Genomic DNA, 21039 nt, shown 5'->3' with positions numbered 1-21039 from the left:
AATTTTATTCAAATGCTTATTAAGTTGATGTTCAATATTTTAATTTGTGAAGTGATAATTCATCAATGAAATTTTTGTATGTGAAATTGGTCTCAAAACTAATTATAATTGTCAGATAAAGTTTACTAAGAAGTTTAAATGAGTTCTGATTATTATGTATTTTATTTATTATATTAAGGATTTTTTAACTGTATTTTAATTCTTTATTTTGTGATATTTATCATTAATAAATATTTTTTTTCAAAAGCTTGTGAATTTATATTTGCTTTGAACAACTAAATATTTATTTATGAAAAAACAAATTTCATTTTATTTTAGCGCATTGCTATTACTATTCATGACATCATGTAGAGAAGAAATAACAGATTCTCTTACAGAAACGATTTCAGATAATAACCGTTCAGCGGCTAAATCACTTGGTGATGGTATTTATGATGTTTTGGGTCACGGGTACGACGGTGCGGGAGAGTATGCAAATGCTAATTCTGCAGGTGCACCAGTTATTGATATTGAGAGATTTAAAACTGAGCAGGCAGCAAGATTAATTTCAGGAAACATTTTTTCCCAAGATTATGTTGAAGAATATGGAGAAAATGCAGAATCTTATTCTAAAATGGTTTCAACAAAAGTTGGAGTTACGGCAAATGTTCCACTGTTTAAAAAAACACTCTCAGTTGCTTTTAATTCTGCAGTAACAAATAATAATAAATTTGATGCTAAATATATTTATGGGAGCTATAATCTGACAATTAAGCAAAAGCGGTTAAGATTTAATGCTACAAATGATATGTTAGGCGATTATCTGACTCCGCAATTCATTCAGGATTTACAGACTAAGACACCACAACAAATTGTTCAGGATTATGGAACTCATGTGTTGGTTGACATCTATACAGGTGCTAAACTTGAAGCTGTATATCAATCGGAAACAACAAATCAGAACCGAGAATATGCAGCAAGAGTTGGAGTGAAAGCCGGAATGAAAGATATTTTTAATGTTGACGTTACAAATGACGTAAATACTACTGAATCAAGCCAGAATTATTCTAAAAAACTGTCTTATAGAACTCGTGGGGGAGACGCTTCAAAAGGGTTACTTGGAGAGTTAAATTTAGACCAATCTAATCCGAAAATAAATATATCTAATTGGCAAAACAGCTCTACAGTTAATAATTCTGTTTTGGTTGATTTTGGTAATAATGGCTTAATTTTAATATATGATCTGATAAAAGACCCGGTTAAAAAAGCTCAGATTAAAACGTATGTAGATCAGTATCTTTTGAATAATCAGGTATCACTTGAGTACTTTGCTATGGCACTTTATGGTTATAAAAATGAACCGGACAGTACACACTTCTTTACATTTGAATCAAATCTTCAGCCTTCATCTTATTGGATAAATGAAGGGCCTGCTTTTAAAGCTTTCAAGTATAGAGCTGCAGATACAGTACCAATTTATGGTTATAAGAGTACTTCGGGAGGTGATCATTATTTTACACAAGCCAGCTCACTACAACCTTCTTCATACTGGAATGTGTATATGGGAGTTGCTTTTTACGCATATAAGGATCCAGCTGCCGGAAGGGTTGCTGTTTACAGCTATAGAGCTAATCACGGCACAGATCATTATCTTACAACAAATTCAAATATGGGACCTGCAAGTTATTGGACTAGAGAAGGTATTGCCTTTTATATTCCTGCAAACTAGTTTGTTAAAAATAATCACAAAAAACACGAAGTTAGAATTCTAACTTCGTGTTTTTTATTCAATTGTTTATTTTAAATATATAAATTCTTGTTCTCTTATAAGTAATTATTATTTTTGATGGATGAATAGCCTAGCAATAATAATATTAAACTACAATTCCACTGATAAAATTGTAAATCAAGTAAGCAAATTAATTGGTGAAGGGATAGATACTTCTTCTTTCTATATTGTTGATAATGATTCCACTCCAGATCATCAAACAAAATTAAAAGAGTACACTACAAATAAACAACTCAACTTTATACAATCTGGAGAAAATTCGGGATATGCAAAAGGAAATAGATTAGCTATTGAAAAAGCTATTCATGATAATAAACATTACTTCTTAATTTTAAACCCTGATATAGAGATTTCTAACGAAGTAGTAGAAAATTTATACAATATAATTAAAAGAAATGAGAATTTATTTTTTGTGGGACCTAGGATTTGTGATAAATATGACAGAGAATTTATTTTTTCCGATGGAGGAAAAGTAGATGTAGATAATTTTTTTGAAGCTAGTCATACAAATGGGGGAAAAAAAATAAATGAAGTTGAAATTCCTGAATTTAATACTGCTATTGATTATGTTAATGGAAGTGCTATTATGTTCAAAAAAGAAACTCTTGATCTTATTGGACTGATGAGAGATGATTTTTTTATGTATTTTGAAGAAACAGAATGGTGTTATAGATTAAAAAATATTCCAAATGCAAAACAGGCAATTATTACTACACAAATTGCCTATCATGAAATGAGCAAACAAGATACTTTTCAAAATTTTTACATGACGAGAAACAGGATTTTTTTATGTAGATTATACAAATTGCCTCACAAAAAATTAATTTCAAAATTTTTATATGAAGCACAAAAGAAACTTTTTAGCACAAAAGGAAATTTCACTACTAATTTCTTAAATTTTATTTCTCAAATAAAAGCTGTTTTTGAAGGTGAGTTTAAAAAGCTTATTTAGTTTAGTTGTCATGATAATAATCTATTCATTTCATCTTTTTGAGCTTCAATTGAAAATGGATAAATTGCTTTTTCGGAATTATTATGTAAAGTTTCCCAAATTGTTTTATTAGAACAAATTTCAATAATGTTTTCGGCAAATTTTTTAAAATCTTCATTATCTGAAATCAATGCTGTTACTTTATTTTTCAAAAACATTCCTTCTGCACCAATATTTGTTGTAACTATGGGAAGTGTATATTCCAATGCCTGTCCAATCTTACCCTTAACACCTGCACCATATCGCAACGGTGATATGGATGCGAAACAATTTTCATAGTAGGGGATTATATTTTCTACAAAACCTTTCACTTCAAAAAGTTCCGATTGCATTTTTAAAATATCTTCCGGCACTTCATGACCGATAATAAAAACTTTTAAATTTGGTAAACTCTGCCAAACAATTGGTAGGATTTTATTATATAAAAATCTGACAGCATCTACATTTGGATCGTGAAGAAACGATCCTATAAAGAAAATTCCTGCTCTTTTTTCAAAAGGTGGCATTTCTTTTGGCTGAACTTTTAAATCATGAACATTACTTATTGTAAATAATTTAGATTCATCTATAAAGTTCATCATAAATTCTTTCTCTTGTTCACTTATAACAACAATTTTATCAGCCTGCTTACTAAGTTCAGTTTCTATATTTTTATAATATTCAATTTCCTTTTTTCTTTTTTTATCAAAATGTATCTCTTGGCCTCTTTCCATTCTTAAAAAATGAATATCAACCATATCATATATTATTTTTGCCTGAGGCATTTTTTCTCTAAAAAATTCCAGATAATATTTGTAAATCTCCGGCCTATGACACCATATATAATCGACATTTGATGAGATTTTATTTAAGAAATGCTTTTTGCCACGCATTATACCATATTTATTGATAAATGGGGTGTATACAATGACATTGTAATTACTAAAATTTTGAATATATTTTTTCTCTTCAACTTTTGGAATTGGTTTTAGCCAATTCATTAAGTAAACATTATAATTTTTAGCTAAGAAAGCCGCTATTTCAGTAATACGGTTTGATCCTGAGTCTTTGTCAAATGTAGGGATCTGACTGTCTACAATAAGTATGTTTTTTTTATTTTTATCAGGAGTAATGGTTTTATCTGATAAAGGATAATGATTTTTTAAATAGATATAATTTTTTATTTTTCTCTTGATGCCCATGGTGTTATAATTTGAATATTTTCTTTGTAAAACTCTTAACAGTATATTTTTTTATAATATCCTGAGCAATTTCTACATACTCTAAATCCAGAAATTTTTTAATTTCAGAAGGATCTAAATGGTTACTGTCGATAACTAAAATATTATTTGGATGGTAGAAATCATAATTTTTAACCTGATTATTGGTTGTTATTAATTTCTTCCGGTAACCTAAACTCTCGAAGGTCCTGAAAGATAATCCTTTCTGATCTGTTCTCTGGATATCGATCATAGCTTTCGACTGAGAAATAAGCTTTTTGGTTTCCTTAAGCGAAAGATATTCTGTTGTCGAAATCAAATGCGGATATACCAGCTTTTCAAACCAAAATAATACAAAATGAATTTTAAAACCGGCATTGAATAATTCTGTTGAAACCTTATTAATTTCATCAATTCTGGAATCATAAGATGAAACATTGAAAATGTCATATTTTGTCTCTTCATGTTCTATCTGTTCATCATAGATAAAATTTGACGTTTCAATAAAATGATGTTTTTCTATATCTTCCTTTTCGTATGAATAGATTTCATTAAAAAAATGAGCTATTTCGAGCTGTCTGGGATATTTCTTACAGCTGTCGTAAAAATAAGCAATGAAAGTTTCTGTATTTTGTTTTAATTCCTTTAACAAAGAAGCCTCCATTAAATCAGGTCTGATTACGAAAATTACATCCTGTTTTTCCTTAATTTGCTTTAAAACCTGTTTGTTGAAATATTTTTTTTTAATATTATTTCCAAACAGTTTAGTGACCCCATTCCAGATTTTTACAAAAATATTAGGGTAAGTATATTTTATCGTATCAGTTTTAATATCTGTTACCTGAATGTCTGGATTGGATTGAAGTTCCTTAACGACAAAATCAATATATCCATAAGCAAAAGGATAAATTAATGTAATTTTTTTTGACGTCATTTCTTAAATATTTCTTTCAGTTTTTCTTCAAATGCAATTTCTTCATTCAAAACCATTTTTTTATAATTTATAAATTGAGAAATGTGTTTTGGATAATTTTCCAGGACATCTTTAATTTTTGCAATAATTTCAGGAATTTTTTCTTCGCTGAAACTGAATTTATACGCTTCAGGAATCATTAAATCCTCATAAAAAGCAGAAGACCCGTTTCTTCCGGAAATGATACAGCAGTCCTGGGATACGGATTCGCGCAACATCTTATCTCTTCCCGGATTTTCACCAAAATCAACATATAGTAAGGATTTTGCCATCATTTCCTGTATCTGATCGGCATTCATATTCTGCACCGGCGTCCACATAAGCTCAGGAGAAGCTTTAATTAATTGAGAAATTTCCTTTTTCCCTTTTCTGGGATTATAAAGTATGGTTTTGTTGGTGAGGTCTTTTTGGATAGCTTCTGTATTAGCGAGAAAACTGGGATTAATATAATCACACACAAAATCTATCTGCCCGGAAGGAATACCATGATCTTTGAGATATACAGAAGACCTGTATGATTGTGCCCATTGAAAAACATTCGGTAAATGTTCAAAATAATATTCTTTGTCTTTTTGCTGATAGAATAATTTTGTAAAAATGCTTTGTCTTTTGATTCTGTGGTCCATTAAAATTTTATAGAAATCCACACTCAGCCACCAGATTACCCTTTGGCTTTTAGGATATTTTTTCACTAAAAAAGTCATGGATTCCGGAATGATCAGAATATTTTCCGGTTTGTCTTCCACAGTATCTGTCTCATTGGTATCGTAAACGTTATAATTTTCAGGTTTTGCATTTTTTCTTTGGGGAATATAATGCATGAAAACATTTTTAATATCGAGACAGTGTAATTTATCTGCTAATTGATGCAATGCTTCAGGGCCTCCGGTAACACTATTGGGCGGACAGAATATAATGATGCTCGACTGTTCAGTATAAGTAATCATGATTTAATTATTCAAAATATATTTTATGATAACTGGAAAACCCTGTTTGTCCAGTTTTCTAATGTATACAGGTAATAAATTTCTTCAGGAACTTTCTCATAAGGAGTTTCAAAAAAAGATTTATCAAGATTACTGCAGTTTTCATTTAATACCAAAATGTTATTTGGGTTGTAAAAATCATAGCTCTTGATCAATGCATTATCTGTGATGATTTTTTTTTCCAGAGCCATGGCTTCAAAAACCCTGAAGCTCAGTCCATATTGGTTTTCTCGTGTAAGATCCAGCAGGACCCGGGATTTTCTGTAATATTCAGGAAGTTTGGTATGGCTTATTTTCTTTATACTGAATATGATATGAAGATTTTCCGGAATGCCGATGAAAATATTTTTCAGCTGATGTTTCCAGCTCTTTTTTCCGATTACCATGATTCGAAATTTCAGGTCTAATTCCAGCAACCTTTTCGTAAGCAATTTTATAAAAGCAATTCTCTTATTATCATATGAGGTAATATAAAAAAGATCGGTTTCCGGCTTTTGCATATTGCAGGACATATGAGGCAAATAGATATAATTGGTCAGCTTTTCAAATCCATATTTTTCTATATCAGCCACATCAAAAGAAAAAACTTTGTCAAACAGTCTGAGTTTTTCCTGGCCAACATGAACCCGGTCAAGGCTGTCATAAAGATAGGTAATCAGCCGGTCTGACTGCTTTTTTATATGTTCCAGCGTAGAAAGGTCAAAGGTATCGGGATTGAGTATCAGAATCTGGTCCTGATGTCCCAGGTTTTTCAGTGAGTCCAACACGAATTTCTGCCGCTTTTCCGTTTTAAGATTTTTGTTAAAAAGTATTTTACTTACTGCATTGGCAGCCCTTTCACTAAAATTTGCATGGGTGATATCAGCTATTTTAATGTGATGGGAATCAATATTTTTAGCCTGTAAGGTTTCAACAATATAGTGATCATATCCCCAAAAATCGAAACTAATTACACAAATTTTCATTCAATCAATTTTGCTGTTTTTTTAATGATTCATAGGTCTCGAAGACACTTAATGACTGCAGATATGAAAGCTGGTAACCTTCTTTTCCATCCAGGATACCTAATCGCAAAATGTATGCCTTAAAGAATTTGAATGCTGTCTTAAAGTACTGGACCAGAAGATTGAATCTTTTTCCTCTTGCTGCTAGTTCCTGTCCTTTCAGAATGCCGTAGTGAATCATTTTTTCTTTATAAGATTCATAATCATTAACGGAAAAATGAAGAAGTTTATTTTTCAATGTGCCGATCGTTCCGTTAACTTCTAAAGTTTCATGTACTTTTTTCCCTGCTGTATATCTTGCTTTTGATTTTCTGAAAAGCCTTATATTTTTATCAGTCTGTGTTCCTGAATAATGAATCGGTTTTTTAGCAAAATAAAATTTCCTGTAAAAGTAATAGGCATCTTTTTTCTTCGCTTTATTCAGCTCTTTTAAAATTTCTTTTCTCAGCGCGGGAGTAATCCGCTCATCTCCATCAAGAAAAAGCACCCAGTCATTTTTAGCAGCATCCAACGCCAGATTTCTCTGTTTGGTAAAATCCTCGAATATGTTCTGAATCACTTTTACATTTGGGAATTTTTTTGCAATTGCTACAGTGTTATCAGTACTGAATGAATCTACCACGATGATCTCCTCACAGAAATCGAAGCACTCAAGTACTTCCTGCATATTTTTTTCTTCATTATGTGTTATGATTAAAGCGCTTACATTGATCACAACGTTTTCTATCATTCCAAATTAATTTATCTGCCTTAAAACAGTTTTAATCTACCAAAGATAAGTTTTAATTTGAAATGTATCATTGAATCTTTGCCCTTTATATCAATCCTGCACAATTCGTAAGGCTTTTGTGAAGGGAAATAATTGACCTTATTACCGATCCTGACTGCGGACATGATGTCCAAATTTTTCAGTATTGAACAAAGAGCTGCTTTACCGGTATTTTCTTTTGGATATTTTCCATAAGGATAAGCCAGGACCTTAGAGTATCCAATGCTTTCACTATCAAGGATCTTCATATTATTTTTAAGGTCATTCGCTGCATCATCGGCAGAAATATTCCTGAAATCCTGATGGCTGTGGCTGTGAAGAGCAATTTCAAAATAACCCTTATCCAAATTCCGGATTTCTTCAAAAGTCATCATTTCATAATCTTTATATCCTTCCTGAATAAATTTTGTAGGAATAAAAATGGTTGCCTTAAGATTATGTTTTTTTAGTAAGGAAGGCAGATAGTCACCATTGTTTTTATAGCCGTCATCGAAAGTAATAATGATATTTTTCTTCGATGGAACCTGCAGTTCGCTGAAAAACTTGGGAGTAAATTTTTTCCTGCTTAGATATTCGAATTGTTTTTCAATATTTTCCAGGCTTACGGTGAGATCTTCAGAAGTTGATTTTTCGATCTGATGATACATTAAAATGATCAGCCGGTTTTTAGGAAACAGAAAAAGATACAGGCGAAAATAAATAATGATAAACGCAATCGTTAACAATATCACAGCATTGATCAGCATGGTGTATCTCCTTTCTTTTTAGCCAATTCAATAATCCTTATTCTCTCACGGAGCTTGATGTATTTTAAAAATGTATAGTAAGACATTGTTTTTGCGACATAAAATCCGGCAAAACCGTCTAAAAATCCCAGCTTGAATACAAATACTTTGATAAATTCAAAAATAGGGCTTACGATGATCTTAAAGTTTTTATATTTCTTGCCTCTTTCAAACATTTTTTCCGCCATCATATCCGAATATTTATTAATTTTTGTGATATGATGGCAGATGCTTTTGTAGGTGTAATGATCGATTTTTCCTGTCAGCATACAGGATTTTTGATCCGTAATAAGATATTCATGGACTTTATCATCAGAATACCGTGCACAGTCTTTTCTGAACAGTCTTTCTCTTGAAATATTTCCCCAGCCACCGTATTTTATCAGGTGGATTCCTAAATGATTGTTAAATAATATTTTATAAATAGAGCATTCGTGTTTTTTAGAATTAACAATATTTTTAATGGAGTCCCTGAGTTCTTTATCGGGAACTTCATCAGCATCCAGAAATAAGATCCATTCCTGAGAGCAAAGGTCAAGGGCATGGTTTTTCTGTTCTCCATACCCATTGAATTTTTTTTCAAAGAATTTTACTTTCGGATAGTTCTGTAGGCAGACTTCTTTGGTCCGGTCTGTTGAATAGCTGTCAACAACTATAATTTCATCAACTGTGTCTGAAAGAAAATCTAACAATCTTACAATATTTTCTTCTTCATTGTAAGTAATGACAGCAAGAGAAAGTCCCATGATTATCTGAACTCAGAAACGGTCTTCTCAATGATTTTTACGCAGTCCAGCAATTGCTCTTCCGTGATGACCAATGGTGGAGCCAGTCTGATAATATTTCCGTGGGTTGGTTTGGCCAGAAGGCCGTTTTCTTTTAATTGCAAACAAAGGTTCCATGCGGTTGAGCTTTCGGGGGAATCATTGATAAGAATGGCATTCAGTAAACCTTTTCCTCTTACTTTTGTGATCAGGTTGCTTTTTCCAATAATTTTTTCAATCTCAGCTCTGAACAGCTGACCTAATTTTTCAGCCCTTTCAGAAAGTTGTTCTTCTTCTACAACCTCTAAAGCAGCTATTGCCACCGCACAGGCAATCGGGTTGCCCCCAAAAGTAGAACCATGTTGCCCGGGTTTGATCACATTCATGATTTCATTATTCGCCAAAACCGCTGAAACAGGATACATTCCTCCAGACAACGCTTTTCCTAAAATCAGGATATCAGGCTGAATATCTTCATGGTGGCAGGCGATTAATTTTCCCGTTCTTGCAATGCCAGTCTGCACTTCATCAGCAATAAATAAAACGTTATGTTTTTTACATGCTTCTGCGGCATTTTTCAAATACCATTCATCCGGAACATATACCCCTGCTTCTCCCTGAATCGGTTCTACCAGAAACGCGGCAATATTTCCGGATTCTCTTGCTAAAACTTCTTCTAAGGCTGCTATATCATTATAGGGAATCTTAATGAAGCCCGGTGTAAATGGTCCGTAGTTTTGGTTGGCATCAGGGTCATTGGAGAAGGAAACGATTGTTGTGGTTCTGCCATGGAAATTATTTTCACAGACAATTATTTTCGCTGCGTTTTCAGGAATTCCTTTTATTTCATAGCTCCATTTTCTGGCTAATTTTACCGCTGTTTCCACGGCTTCTGCGCCGGAATTCATAGGCAAAACTTTATCAAAACCGAATAGGGTGGTGATCTTTTTTTCGTATTCTCCTAAATTGGAGTTATAAAAAGCTCTTGATGTTAAAGCTAACTTTTTAGCCTGGTGTATCAAGGCCTCTACGATTTTAGGATGAGAATGTCCTTGGTTCACAGCAGAATAGGCGGAAAGAAAATCATAATATTTCTTACCTTCCACATCCCAGACGAAAACACCTTCTCCTTTATCAAGAACAACCGGAAGAGGGTGGTAATTATGAGCGCCGTATTTATCCTCAAGTTCAATAAAATATTGTGAATTCTTAACTATTTCTGCTGTTGACATATATTTTTTGATTTTCGGCAAATGTAAGTATTATAAATGAGATAGCTTAACAGAAATAGTTGCTGAAAAATACAGGTAAGTAAGAATCTTTAGCCCTAAAGCAAAAGCGTTTCAGGAATTATTACCTATCATAAGTATTGCTGTAGATATAATATCTTTATTACAAAAATAATTAAGCCGTTTTTGGAAAACGGCTTGGATATTTATTAAATTATGATGCTAATATGACTTGATTTTTGATGAGATATTCATCAATATAAAGTTTCAGCTCTGCTCTTTTGACCGGATCTTTGACTAAATCATAAATTATAATCAAACCATCGCTCCCAAAATCTACCAATACTGAATTCTCTTTTGTAGAGGTACTCTGCCATTTGGAGATATTAATGGTCGGTTTTTCTTTGCTGAAGCTAAAAATTCCAGCCATTGCCTCAGATGAATTTCCTCCCCTGGTTCTGTAATACAGTTTTTTATCATAATTCTTAGATGCTTCCAAAGCGTCAATATCATTTGTCCCGGATGTATTTATAGTACCCGATGCTGTTTTTACTCCAATTCTTGCCGCACGGTCACGGTCAGGGTTTGTTGTTTTTGCCTGGAAAACAATATCAATTTTTGCACCTGTATAAATATCTGTAGCTACATGGGTTCCATATTCATTGACAATTTGCTCAGGAGTTTTAGATTGTATATCCTGAGAAAAATTAGAAGTTATATAATTACTTAATAAATCTACAGTGGCATTGAACCGATATCTTTTTTGTTTTATTGTAATATTATAGTTGCCATAAATATACTCGGGATTAAAATTTTTACCGCTTAGAGCGGAAGTAAAAGGTGAAGAAATGCTTTTGCCATACATCCTTAAAAGTTGAGTTGCCGTAACTTTTTCAGAAAGTACTTTTGAATAAGCGGTCGCATCTTGTCCATATTCCTCTGTATATTCTTGAGATAAAATAGCTCCTTCATCTAATCGAGATGGATGTTCTGCTTTAAATTTATCGGTATCAATTACTTTTAGCCCTGTAGCATTTGCATTAGCATATTCTCCAGTCACATTATAGCCGTATCCCAATGCATTATAATATCCGAATTGTTTTGAATTTTCGTGTATCGGAAGTGATGTGTGATTAAAGTTTTCAGTATTTTCCTCTAGAATGATTTCATCTGCCGAGCATGACAAAAGTGATAGTCCTGCTAATAAAGCAAAGCTTATAAAAGTTGTTTTTTTCATGTTAATATTTATGAAACCAAAAATAGCATTAAATCCATTCGATGAGAAATATCAGGGAGTGATAAAAGTCATGTGCCTAAATGATACCGCCATATTATTAATGAAACTTTTAAAGCTATACAGTAAAAACATAGGCTATAATAGGCTATGTTTTTTTCTTATTTTTTAGGATTCTGTTTTCTCCATTCTGTATAATTCCTAGGTTGATAACCTGAACCACAGGATCCTTCATATTCACACTGAGTTACAAAATATTCATCGTAATCCGCATTGTCCCACCATTCTTTGAATTTTAAGAGCCCGAAATAATTATTCTCTTTTAAAATCTCTATATCTTTATCACCTAAGAAAAAGCGTAGTCTCCCCATCATTTTATTATCTTCATCAAATTTCGGATCATATTTATACTGTTCTACAAAATATGCTAAATTTGACATTATTTTTATTCTTTCTATTGGTGTCAGATTCTCATTTTGAGATTTTTCTTGACTTCCTAAATAGTTGAAATAATCTTTAATATTGTTCAGAATAAATCTATTCTCTGAAGGGTCATTTGGAATATATAATTTTTGTAATAATTTAAATGTGTTAGGGTGCAATCTTACATTTCCATCACAATCTTTTGTCCAGAATAACTTGCCATAGTCTGATGGATTACTTTTGTCAAATTTAGTTTTTTGAATTACCCATTTTAGCAGTTCAGAATCGTCAGTATATCCAAAAGTTTTCACCAATTTTTCCATGAAATATTGGTCATTAAGAACAAGCCACTTATATTGGGCTTTACTATTATTGAATAAATATAGGTTGCGGGCAATAAGGGTCTGGATATTTTTTTTACGTTGTTCACTAAGGTTTATTTTATCCTTCCATAAAGAAATTTTTATTTCTTCACCTTTTTCATTTTTAGATATAGGATTTAAATCGCTTTCTACCGTTACGTCAGGATAAGCTTTTTTATAATCTACAAGTTCAGGAATATAATAGAAGTCAGTAATAAACTTTTCATCTTTAGCAATGTATGTCCCCAGATAATCCGTATGATTATTTGGGTTGAAATTCATTTTTTTATCACACTTGTTAAAAAGATTGATATATAAGTATTTAGCGTCAGATCTATAATCTATAGTTCTGCCGAAAACAGCATTGATCTTCTCATTAAAATCCTGATTAGATAAGGGTTTAAACCCTACAGAATTAAGTAAGTCTTTAGCTAAAATTACGGTACTGTTTAATTCATCTTCCGTTATTTCTGATTTTGGGATATCTAGGCCAGGAACTGTATATACCTGTTTATATCCTTGTTTCAGTTGCTTTTCTAAAGTTTTTTCTTCTTGAGTTGTTTGCGCATTAGACAATGAATGGATGAGTAGAAAAGTTAATGAGAGACTTGAGATCAATCGGTATTTAATTTCCAAAAATAAAATATTCATTGTATAATTTGTTTGCTTTGAAAAAAACAGATCTTATTTTTTATTTAAAATTATTGTGAATCATGTTCGATGATCCCCTGTATCCGGGCTAAACTTTCCTTTAAGTCTGATAATCCATAATAATTATTTTTCTGGTAGACAGAAATAATGTTTTTATCACGTATGATGCTATTATATAATATACTTTCTGCGTTCCAAACTGTATTTCCTGAATTAATGCCTGCAAAATCAAGATAAAAAGGGTCAACAATATTACCTATATATGCCAGTATCTTATATTTTTCATCTTTATTGAAATTGGTATTATCTTTTAAAGCATACCCAAAGTTTTCCAGGGCTGTCAATAATCTATTTTCATCTGATTTAGTATGGTCTTTAATATATTGTAGCAGCTCTGTTCGTATTTGTAATTCTCCCTGACAATCTTTCACAAAAATAATATCTCCTATATCAGTGGATGTCTGATACTTTTCAAGATAATCATTCATGGCAAGGGTAGTGAATTTGGGTTCTTTCGTATAGCCATATTGTTTAACCAATAACTTCACGAAGATAGGATCCTGTATTACCAGCCAAGTCGTATATGTTTTATTATCGTTAAACAGATACATATTACGGGCAACCAATGTTTGCGTATTCTTTTTTTGCTGTTCTTTTAAGTTAGGTATATCTTTCCAGCGTTTTATTGTATTGGGTCCATCGTTTGTTTCAATATCAATAGGACTATCTTCAATATTTTTCAGTTCAGGGTATTGCTTCTGATAGTCAATAATTAAAGGAATAGGATAAAAATAGGAAAGGAATTTATTTTTTTTAGATATATATAGATTCTGATGTTCTGAAGATAAGGGTACAAAGTTTATTTCCTTATCACATTTGTCAGAGGTATCAAGTTTTAAAAAGTTAGTAGCTGAACTGTAATCTATTTTTCTGCCAAAAATCTGTTCCACTTTTGTAGCAAACTGATTGTTATCAGGACTTTTGTATCCATTGGATTGAAGTAAAGAATCTTCAATTTCAATTAAGGAATTAAGGTCCTTCTCGGAATAATTGCTAAAACTTCCGTATTCTTCAGCAGCACCTTTCTTTAATTGTTCTGCCAAAACAGAGCTTATTTCTATTTTTTGCATATTATTGGTTTTTAGGTGTTGATTAATCACTTCGTGTCTTTTTTCCTGACATTGGATTAGACAGAAAAAACAGGAAATAATTAAAATCTTTGTTATAATAAATTTATCTTGAACTTTCGCCATTTTCATCTGATTTAATATCTAAATTTAACGCTTTTTTGCTAGCTTCATCTGCAGATGAATAATTGTCTTTGTTATTTAATTTATCCATGTCTTTAATAACATAGCCTTTAGGTTTATAAAATCCTCTAAAAATTTTATAATGTTCTGTTCCATTTTTCTCCTTCCATGATACAAACACATTTCCACTGCAATTATAGCTTGACATTTTCAGTTTATCAGATTGATTTCCCCCCAAACATGCATAGATTTCTGTCCCAGGTAGTTTTCCAAAAACAAATGTAGCATGTCCGGAAGTTTCTATATTGGTGCCTGTAGAATTACAATCTGAAAATATAGCAACCGCACCAAAAAATGCCTCACATTTTTCAGCTTTGGCACTTGTTAAAAACATTCTGGAGCCTGCAGAATGTGGACTTGGTAGATCTTTTTGCTCAATACACCAACAGACAAATGACGCACACCATGCTGTTCCACTTCCTGCATCTGTTCCTCCTCCGTCTTTATGATAAGTTTTGATTCTGCTGTCGATTGTTCCTTCATCTTTACCACCATAGACTTTGGCTTCAGCAATTGCAATTTCCATCCATGGGCTCCTGCCGGCAAGATTGATATCTACTGCTTTGCCCCATTCACATTCTGAGGTCTTGAATGTTTTGGAAGGAAATTCGTCAAATGCCTTTTGCTTTTCTTTGTAGTTGTCAGATGTTTTTCCCTGTTCATCTTTTGTTTCTACCATTTTACCTACTTTTTTGCTTACAGGTAAAGTATCCTTCGATCCATTTACGATTGAATTGATTCCTTTCCATTTGAAAAAAGCCATGGAAGAAATTACAGAAATCGCAACATTTGTTAACACTAGATCCGGATCTGCGATAATATCTGCCCCTTCTTTTTTTGTATAAGTGTTGGCATATTCATACGCCTTTCTTCCGGTCAGCTGTATAAGACCTTTACCTCTAAAGTTCCATCCGTCTCCAGATTCCGTATTGCCTAATTCTTTCCCTTTGGCACTTGTTGGAGAATATGCCCAGTTTGCAATATTTTTTTGGTTTTCCTGAGATACTCCTGGTATAGCTGGCTTTTCAACAGCGCGTCCCCAAAGTTTTGCATTATTTCTTCCTTCTGTTGTTTTGAATGCAGCAAAAGTGCCAGGTAATTTTTTCCAATACCAATTGAAGTTTTCTCCGTCTTTTATATGAAGAGATGTCCCTGATTCAACTCTTGCCTGAGCGAATAGATGTGCTTTGTTCCAACAGGTATTCATTCCTATTTCTTTCATATACTTTGTATAGGCAGCAGCAACCTGTGTTAGTACTGAGGAATCAGCATTAGGAAATATTTGTTTTAATTGATCTGCAGTTATCGGTTCATTGCAACGAGGACAACCTCCTCCTTCTCTTTTTACCTCTGCCATTTCCACTACTACGGGCATCACATCATTATCAATAGCTTCCGGGGTTTCTTTCTGTGAAACTTTCAGGCAGCCGGCTTCATAAAAGATAAACTGTTTTCTGAGTTCCATCATTTCATCCTGTGTAAAAGGGGTTCCGTCTTTTTTATGAGCTTTTATGCCCAGCTTTTCCATATCCTCTGTACGTACAAGATCAGCCGGAAGGGTGTTGTTTAAGGTTACCTGAATTTTTTCAGCTTTCCAGATCTTTTTATTGGGATCAGCAGGATCTTTCAGCTGTCTTGAAACCTGTGCAATATAATAATCGAAGTTTTTAGGAGGGGTTTTCCATTCATCTTTAGCTGTAAAAGAAACTTCTATCAGACCGTCTTTACCCGTTTTTTCTTCTTTGTAAGTCTCCTTGCTTTCGTGGGTATATACAATGTGGTCTTTTTCATTGAGGCCTTCTTTAGGAACTTCCTTGAAAACATCAATTTTCAAAGTCTCTTCTGTCATATTTACCGTATGCACCCATATTTTATGGGTTTTCCCATAGAAAGTCTGTTCACGCTGTAGCTCTTTTCCGTTTTCAGTAGAAAACATAATGGAAACAATTTTCTGTTCAGAAGTAATGATAAGTTCTTCGTTAGAATCCAATACTTCCAGATAGGTTGTGGCAGGATCAATAACCACAGGACGTGTTCCTTCAATTGAAATATTGGTAGGAAGCACAATTTCTGTTGAGGTTCCTGCCTGCAGTTCTATAGTAAATACCAGGCGGTATTTTGGAGTAGGGTTTTCTGCCGTTTTGGGAATGGCAGCGTCCAGTTTTTTCTTATAATCTTCATTGATATTTATCAGGAAAGAAGTTTTGCCTTCATTGTTGAGCGTTATGCTTTTTTCTTCTAGCATGTATTTCTCTTTTTCTTTGTAGAAATCATCGCCTTCTCCTTTTACCCATACTTTCACTTTTAGGTTTTGATTTTGAAGTCCTTCAATTTCGACAAAGCCGTAGGTATCTTCTCCGAATCCTGTTTCTGTACGTTTCACGCCTGTTCCATATGCCCATAGTGCTCTTTTTATAGCGGGCTGTGAAACTTTTATTTTCGTGTCAATTTTTTTATTATCTGTATTCGTACCTGTTAAATAAGCTGAAATTGTAAACTCACCCAGTTCGTTGAAGGTAAGTGTTCCATCTCCATTATCGGTAACATTCGGCGGGACTTCTATTTTTATCGCTTCATTTCCTGTTAATGCTGCAATTCTTGCGGAAGCGCTATATTTTATTTTTGTTCCTTTGGGAATATTTCCTGTCGGAAGTGAGAATTTGTCAATCACATTTTTAATGATCTCAAAATGGAAGGTATCTGATCCTGTAAAAGCGGGCTGTTTTCCTGTTCCAAGTGGGTTCGCATAGGCTTCCAGAACATATTTTCCTAAATAGTCTCCCGTGGAAAGTTGAGCGTCTTGGCTGAGAAAAGCATCAGCTCTTTTATTGATGATGGCGGTTTTAAAAGAGGAAGAATTTTCAAATGCTGCTATTCTGCCTTTCCCTTCTTTTTTGAGGTACCAGTGTACGGTTTTCCCAACGGCCGGAAGATAAGCCACATTAAATTTGGATGCCTGTACTTTCAGCATATCCCCACACCGGAGGAGTCCCGGTTCTCCACTGACGCCCATTACCCCTAATGTATTTTCAATTTTGATCTCTACGGATTCCGGTTTTGGATCATTGGGATCGGTAAATGCTTCTACTGTATATTTTCCTGCATTTTTAAAGCTTAAGGTCGCGGTTGTGCTTGTTTTTAATACGCCAACAAGATGAGGTGAGGAAGTTCCTGAATGACTGTTATAAAGTACGGTTGTGCCCTGTTTTATCCGCCATTGTGCTGTGCCGGAGGGCATTAAATTGTTTCTGTTCAGGATCTTCATCTGATCTGAACTTGTAGCCAGTTTATATTCCACAGATACAGGAATCGGAATATTAACAAGGCTAGAAGTTCCCGGAATAATGATTTTTTTAACGAAATCTTTTACGACTTCAATAATGATCGCACAGTTTTTATCACCCGCTTTTTTTCCGTAGGCTTCCAGCCTGTAATTTCCTTCTGCCAGATTCTCAAACAATTTCTCCATTGATTGATTGAAAACACTTCCCAGACCAATAAAGGTTTTTATTTTGTCTTTGGTATCTTCCCCTTTGAAAAGAGCCCATATAATTTTTGTGGCATCTCCTTTAAATTGCGCATTCAGTGTAAGGTTATCTGTGGAGAAAGGATTTAGAAAAGAAGTGAAAGGATTTTTTTGCAGTTGGATATAATAATAGATTCCGCTTGGCTTCGAAACAGGAACAGGGAGCGTCATCGAAATAGAATTCACTGATGTTGTAGCGGAAGATGCACCTGATGTTTCCCATTGAGGCGATATGTTGGCCACAGAGAACTCATCTGCTTCTTTTACATCAATCTGCGAAACGTTATTGGCCTGTCCGGTTGTGGCAAATGCAACGGTTCCCGGAATGCCATATCCCGGGCAGGTAGCTGTAGAAACATCCAGCAGTACTTTCATGCTTTTGTTGAACTCTACATTTTCATAATAATCTTTATATTTCAGATTGCATTTTCCTTTGCAGGGATATGTTTTTCCGTCCGATCCCTTACAGTTGCCGAACCCATTACCTCCGCCGAAGCTTTCTGCTTTATCATCAAGATAAGTAGCTACAGGTTTGTTCTGGGCAAAATATTTATTTTTACCGAGCTTTTTTTTCTGGCTTTTTACCTCCATTGGAACAGCGGTGCCTTTGGAGTTATTGATTACAGAGCTGCTACAGTATGCAGTAGCTCCTTCTACAATGATAAATCCTTTATTCGCCATTTCAAATATTCATAATGTTATGTAAGGCTGCTTGTCTCCTGATATACTATTTTATTTCCGTCTGACAGGATAAAATCTGCTTTCTTTTTTGCATATTGCTTTTTCTGGGAAAAGTATTGCAATTGTAAGGTCAATTCTGCGATGTATTGCGTTGCATGACGTATATATTTTTTATTGATCTCTTCTTTAATCGTTTCAGGTATTATAAATTTCGAAGTGAAAAAAGCATCAAAACCATAGCTTCTTTGTTCTGCTCTAATAATTCCGGGACATTCTAAACTTCCTATTCCCTTGATATTCCATGTTATAAATTCCTGATTTTTTTCACCATTATCTACATAGGAAGGAGCAAAAAGCAGAAGATTCCAAAATGGTTCTTTCAATTTGTTTGTGTAAAAAGCATTTTCATCTTCCATAGCAGTCAGATACTTGTTTCTGAATACTTCGGCATTTGTATATTTCTCATGGATGTCTTTTGTTTTCTGTTTCCAGCTCTCTATATTCTTTTGATGATCTACGGCATTTAAAAAAAATCCTTTTTCATCTACTTTTATAGTGACAGGATAAGAGCTTTGTTCCAATTCGTGAAGGATTTCCATGAAGCTATTTTCAGATGGCAGGGGAGCTTCTTCAATTTTCTCTATCACCCAGTTCTTGGTTTGATCTTCGTTTTGAGTTTCCTGAAGAACTATCTTATAAGATGAATTGAAACCTTTAGTTTCGCTAAATCTGATCTCAAGGGAGTTCTCTGCCTTATAGATATGGGCTTCTGTTGAATATTTTTGAAAAGGTCTTACCCGGTTTTTCTCCATGCTTCTTTGTTTTCAGGTGTAGATAAGAGGTTATTTAAGTGATATTAAAATTCCATGCATTTACTTAGAATTCAATTTTTTAAGATTTAGAAATATTACTTTTTTTTCGGATCTGATAAGTTTGTGGATAATAAAACCTGTTAGAAAACCAGTTAAGCCACCAATAACCATATAGATAATGGTTTTTTTAATAAAAAATGGCCAAGAAATAATTTCAATTCCTATTTCATCATCTATGGGTGCTGTATCTGCATAACTCGTCATTGAATCCCACAGTGAGAAAAAAATACCGATTAATACTCCAGTTATTAATAAAATCTTTTTCATAATCATTTATTCACTCAATACTTCTTTAGGATAATAGTTTTTACTTTCATCACGATAATCAAGCAGAATTCTGAGTTCTTTCTTTTTTTCAAAAGAAAGTTTAATAATTCTGTCTGCTATTTTTTTCCAGTCTGCATTGGTAGTCTTATCATCATAGCTATCGTCATCGGATGCTTTTTTTGCCAGTTCAGGAGTAGAATAAATATCATCATCAGAAATAAAAGCAAAGCATCCTAATGAACCCCCAAGATGATCATATCCATTGACTTCGTAAGTACCTCCCACATGAATCATAACATCTGTTGCAAAGTTTTCGTCCGTTCTGGCATGTTCAATGTCTTTTCCATTAGCCATTTTCTGGGTCCGTAATGGTTTGGCAGGAATCTTTCTTTTTCCAAAACGGGTAAAAATGAAGGCGTCCAATCCAGATCTGAAAACCTTGGCTAAATTCGGGTAGCTTGGAATCCAATATACCCCGTATAAATTTTGCTCCCAGTTTGAAGGAACAAAAGCTCTGTTAAGAAGCTCATAATGTCCATTCTTGTTTTTTTCCAAATTATACCAGCCATCTCTGGTCACATTAAATGAGAATTCTTTTTTACCGTTTTTGTTATTGGCATTATAACTTAAAATATTTACTTTATAAGTAGGAACAACAACTGCCGGATCAGAAAAAGTATAATCTTCTCCTTTTAACCCTTGTATTGTATATCCGGTAATTTCATTGGTAATGATAATTCTGACATGTGGAAAAATAACTTCAACTTCCGCATTAACATTTTGATCGGGTGTTTTAAAGAAAGCATATACTGTAAGCTTTTTTATATCCCGGTCATTAGGTACGACGTATGAGATCTTTTCTTCTCCGGCTACCTGTGAGGCATTGGCTAAAGCCGTTTCATCATACTGTATCGCCCATTTAAGAGTTTTTAATTCTGCTTTGGTAGCTGCTCTGCTGTATTAGATGGCTTTATAAAAATACTTTCTGCCCTTTTCTATAATTTTCACTTCTTTAGTGCATTCTAAATCTTCAAAGCACTTAACAACTTTTACCCTGATGGGTTCAGTTTCTTTTTTAACCTGATAATCATCTAATTTCTTGCCTCCTTTTTTACCATAAAAAGTGTTTTCCTGTGGCGATTTGAAGTCCAAGGTTCCTTTGGAAGCATCCTTCATGATATGTTCTGCTTCCTTGTAAGATTTGCCGAATACATTCCGTATGATATTTCCGCCTTCACCAGCCAT

The 21039-nt window shown here is 33.5% G+C and carries 18 protein-coding genes; 2 read left to right on the top strand and 16 right to left on the bottom strand.

Features of this window, described 5'->3' with window-relative positions; genetic code table 11:
* Positions 1 to 289: 289 nt before the first annotated feature.
* Positions 290 to 1708, top strand: a complete 1419-nt coding sequence (locus MKJ01_RS07595) for an MAC/perforin domain-containing protein (protein ID WP_241612993.1) — start codon at positions 290 to 292, stop codon at positions 1706 to 1708.
* Between the two features lie 121 nt (positions 1709 to 1829).
* Positions 1830 to 2720 (top strand): glycosyltransferase, encoded by an 891-nt coding sequence (locus tag MKJ01_RS07590; protein ID WP_241612995.1) that lies wholly within the window; start codon positions 1830 to 1832, stop codon positions 2718 to 2720.
* Positions 2721 to 2728: 8 nt separating this feature from the next.
* Here MKJ01_RS07590 and MKJ01_RS07585 read toward each other — a convergent pair whose 3' ends face one another.
* From MKJ01_RS07585 to MKJ01_RS07510, 16 genes are all read right to left on the bottom strand, one after another.
* Positions 2729 to 3940: a glycosyltransferase gene (locus MKJ01_RS07585; RefSeq protein ID WP_241612997.1), complete on the bottom strand. Its 1212-nt coding sequence runs from the start codon at positions 3938 to 3940 to the stop codon at positions 2729 to 2731.
* Positions 3941 to 3944: 4 nt separating this feature from the next.
* A complete protein-coding gene (locus MKJ01_RS07580; protein ID WP_241612999.1) occupies positions 3945 to 4892 on the bottom strand; it encodes a hypothetical protein in 948 nt (315 codons plus the stop codon).
* Entirely contained in the window at positions 4889 to 5878 is a 990-nt protein-coding gene (locus MKJ01_RS07575) for a hypothetical protein (RefSeq protein WP_241613001.1), read from the bottom strand. The genes MKJ01_RS07580 and MKJ01_RS07575 overlap by 4 nt, the downstream gene beginning before the upstream one ends.
* Positions 5879 to 5901: 23 nt before the next feature.
* On the bottom strand, positions 5902 to 6882 hold the full coding sequence (locus tag MKJ01_RS07570) for a hypothetical protein (protein ID WP_241613004.1): 981 nt from the start codon (positions 6880 to 6882) through the stop codon (positions 5902 to 5904).
* 4 nt (positions 6883 to 6886) lie between these two features.
* Entirely contained in the window at positions 6887 to 7651 is a 765-nt protein-coding gene (locus MKJ01_RS07565; protein ID WP_241613006.1) for a glycosyltransferase family 2 protein, read from the bottom strand.
* A 20-nt stretch (positions 7652 to 7671) separates the two neighbouring features.
* Positions 7672 to 8436, bottom strand: coding sequence for a polysaccharide deacetylase family protein (locus tag MKJ01_RS07560; RefSeq protein WP_241613008.1), 765 nt, complete (start codon positions 8434 to 8436; stop codon positions 7672 to 7674).
* A complete protein-coding gene (locus MKJ01_RS07555; RefSeq protein WP_241613011.1) occupies positions 8430 to 9221 on the bottom strand; it encodes a glycosyltransferase family 2 protein in 792 nt (263 codons plus the stop codon). The genes MKJ01_RS07560 and MKJ01_RS07555 overlap by 7 nt, the downstream gene beginning before the upstream one ends.
* A 2-nt stretch (positions 9222 to 9223) precedes the next feature.
* A complete protein-coding gene (gene rocD, locus MKJ01_RS07550; protein ID WP_241613013.1) occupies positions 9224 to 10471 on the bottom strand; it encodes an ornithine--oxo-acid transaminase in 1248 nt (415 codons plus the stop codon).
* 211 nt (positions 10472 to 10682) lie between these two features.
* The gene (locus MKJ01_RS07545; protein ID WP_241613015.1) at positions 10683 to 11705 is read right to left on the bottom strand and encodes an MAC/perforin domain-containing protein; all 1023 of its coding nucleotides are present in this window, start codon (positions 11703 to 11705) and stop codon (positions 10683 to 10685) included.
* 158 nt (positions 11706 to 11863) lie between these two features.
* Complete coding sequence (locus MKJ01_RS07540) at positions 11864 to 13138, bottom strand: hypothetical protein (RefSeq protein ID WP_241613017.1); 1275 nt, start codon at positions 13136 to 13138, stop codon at positions 11864 to 11866.
* A gap of 50 nt (positions 13139 to 13188) precedes the next feature.
* Entirely contained in the window at positions 13189 to 14397 is a 1209-nt protein-coding gene (locus MKJ01_RS07535; RefSeq protein ID WP_241613019.1) for a hypothetical protein, read from the bottom strand.
* Positions 14372 to 18655, bottom strand: coding sequence for a hypothetical protein (locus MKJ01_RS07530; RefSeq protein ID WP_241613020.1), 4284 nt, complete (start codon positions 18653 to 18655; stop codon positions 14372 to 14374). Before MKJ01_RS07530 ends, MKJ01_RS07535 begins: the two co-directional genes overlap by 26 nt.
* A gap of 17 nt (positions 18656 to 18672) precedes the next feature.
* A complete protein-coding gene (locus MKJ01_RS07525) occupies positions 18673 to 19467 on the bottom strand; it encodes a hypothetical protein (RefSeq protein WP_241613021.1) in 795 nt (264 codons plus the stop codon).
* Positions 19468 to 19527: 60 nt separating this feature from the next.
* Positions 19528 to 19794, bottom strand: coding sequence for a hypothetical protein (locus MKJ01_RS07520; RefSeq protein WP_241613022.1), 267 nt, complete (start codon positions 19792 to 19794; stop codon positions 19528 to 19530).
* A gap of 6 nt (positions 19795 to 19800) precedes the next feature.
* The gene (locus MKJ01_RS07515; protein ID WP_241613023.1) at positions 19801 to 20349 is read right to left on the bottom strand and encodes a hypothetical protein; all 549 of its coding nucleotides are present in this window, start codon (positions 20347 to 20349) and stop codon (positions 19801 to 19803) included.
* A gap of 405 nt (positions 20350 to 20754) precedes the next feature.
* Complete coding sequence (locus MKJ01_RS07510; protein ID WP_241613024.1) at positions 20755 to 21039, bottom strand: hypothetical protein; 285 nt, start codon at positions 21037 to 21039, stop codon at positions 20755 to 20757.

The organism is Chryseobacterium sp. SSA4.19, assembly GCF_022601875.1.
Classification (GTDB): Bacteria; Bacteroidota; Bacteroidia; order Flavobacteriales; family Weeksellaceae; genus Chryseobacterium.
The sequence above is the reverse complement of the archived record's forward strand: the minus strand, read 5'-3'. Positions and strand labels throughout refer to the sequence as shown.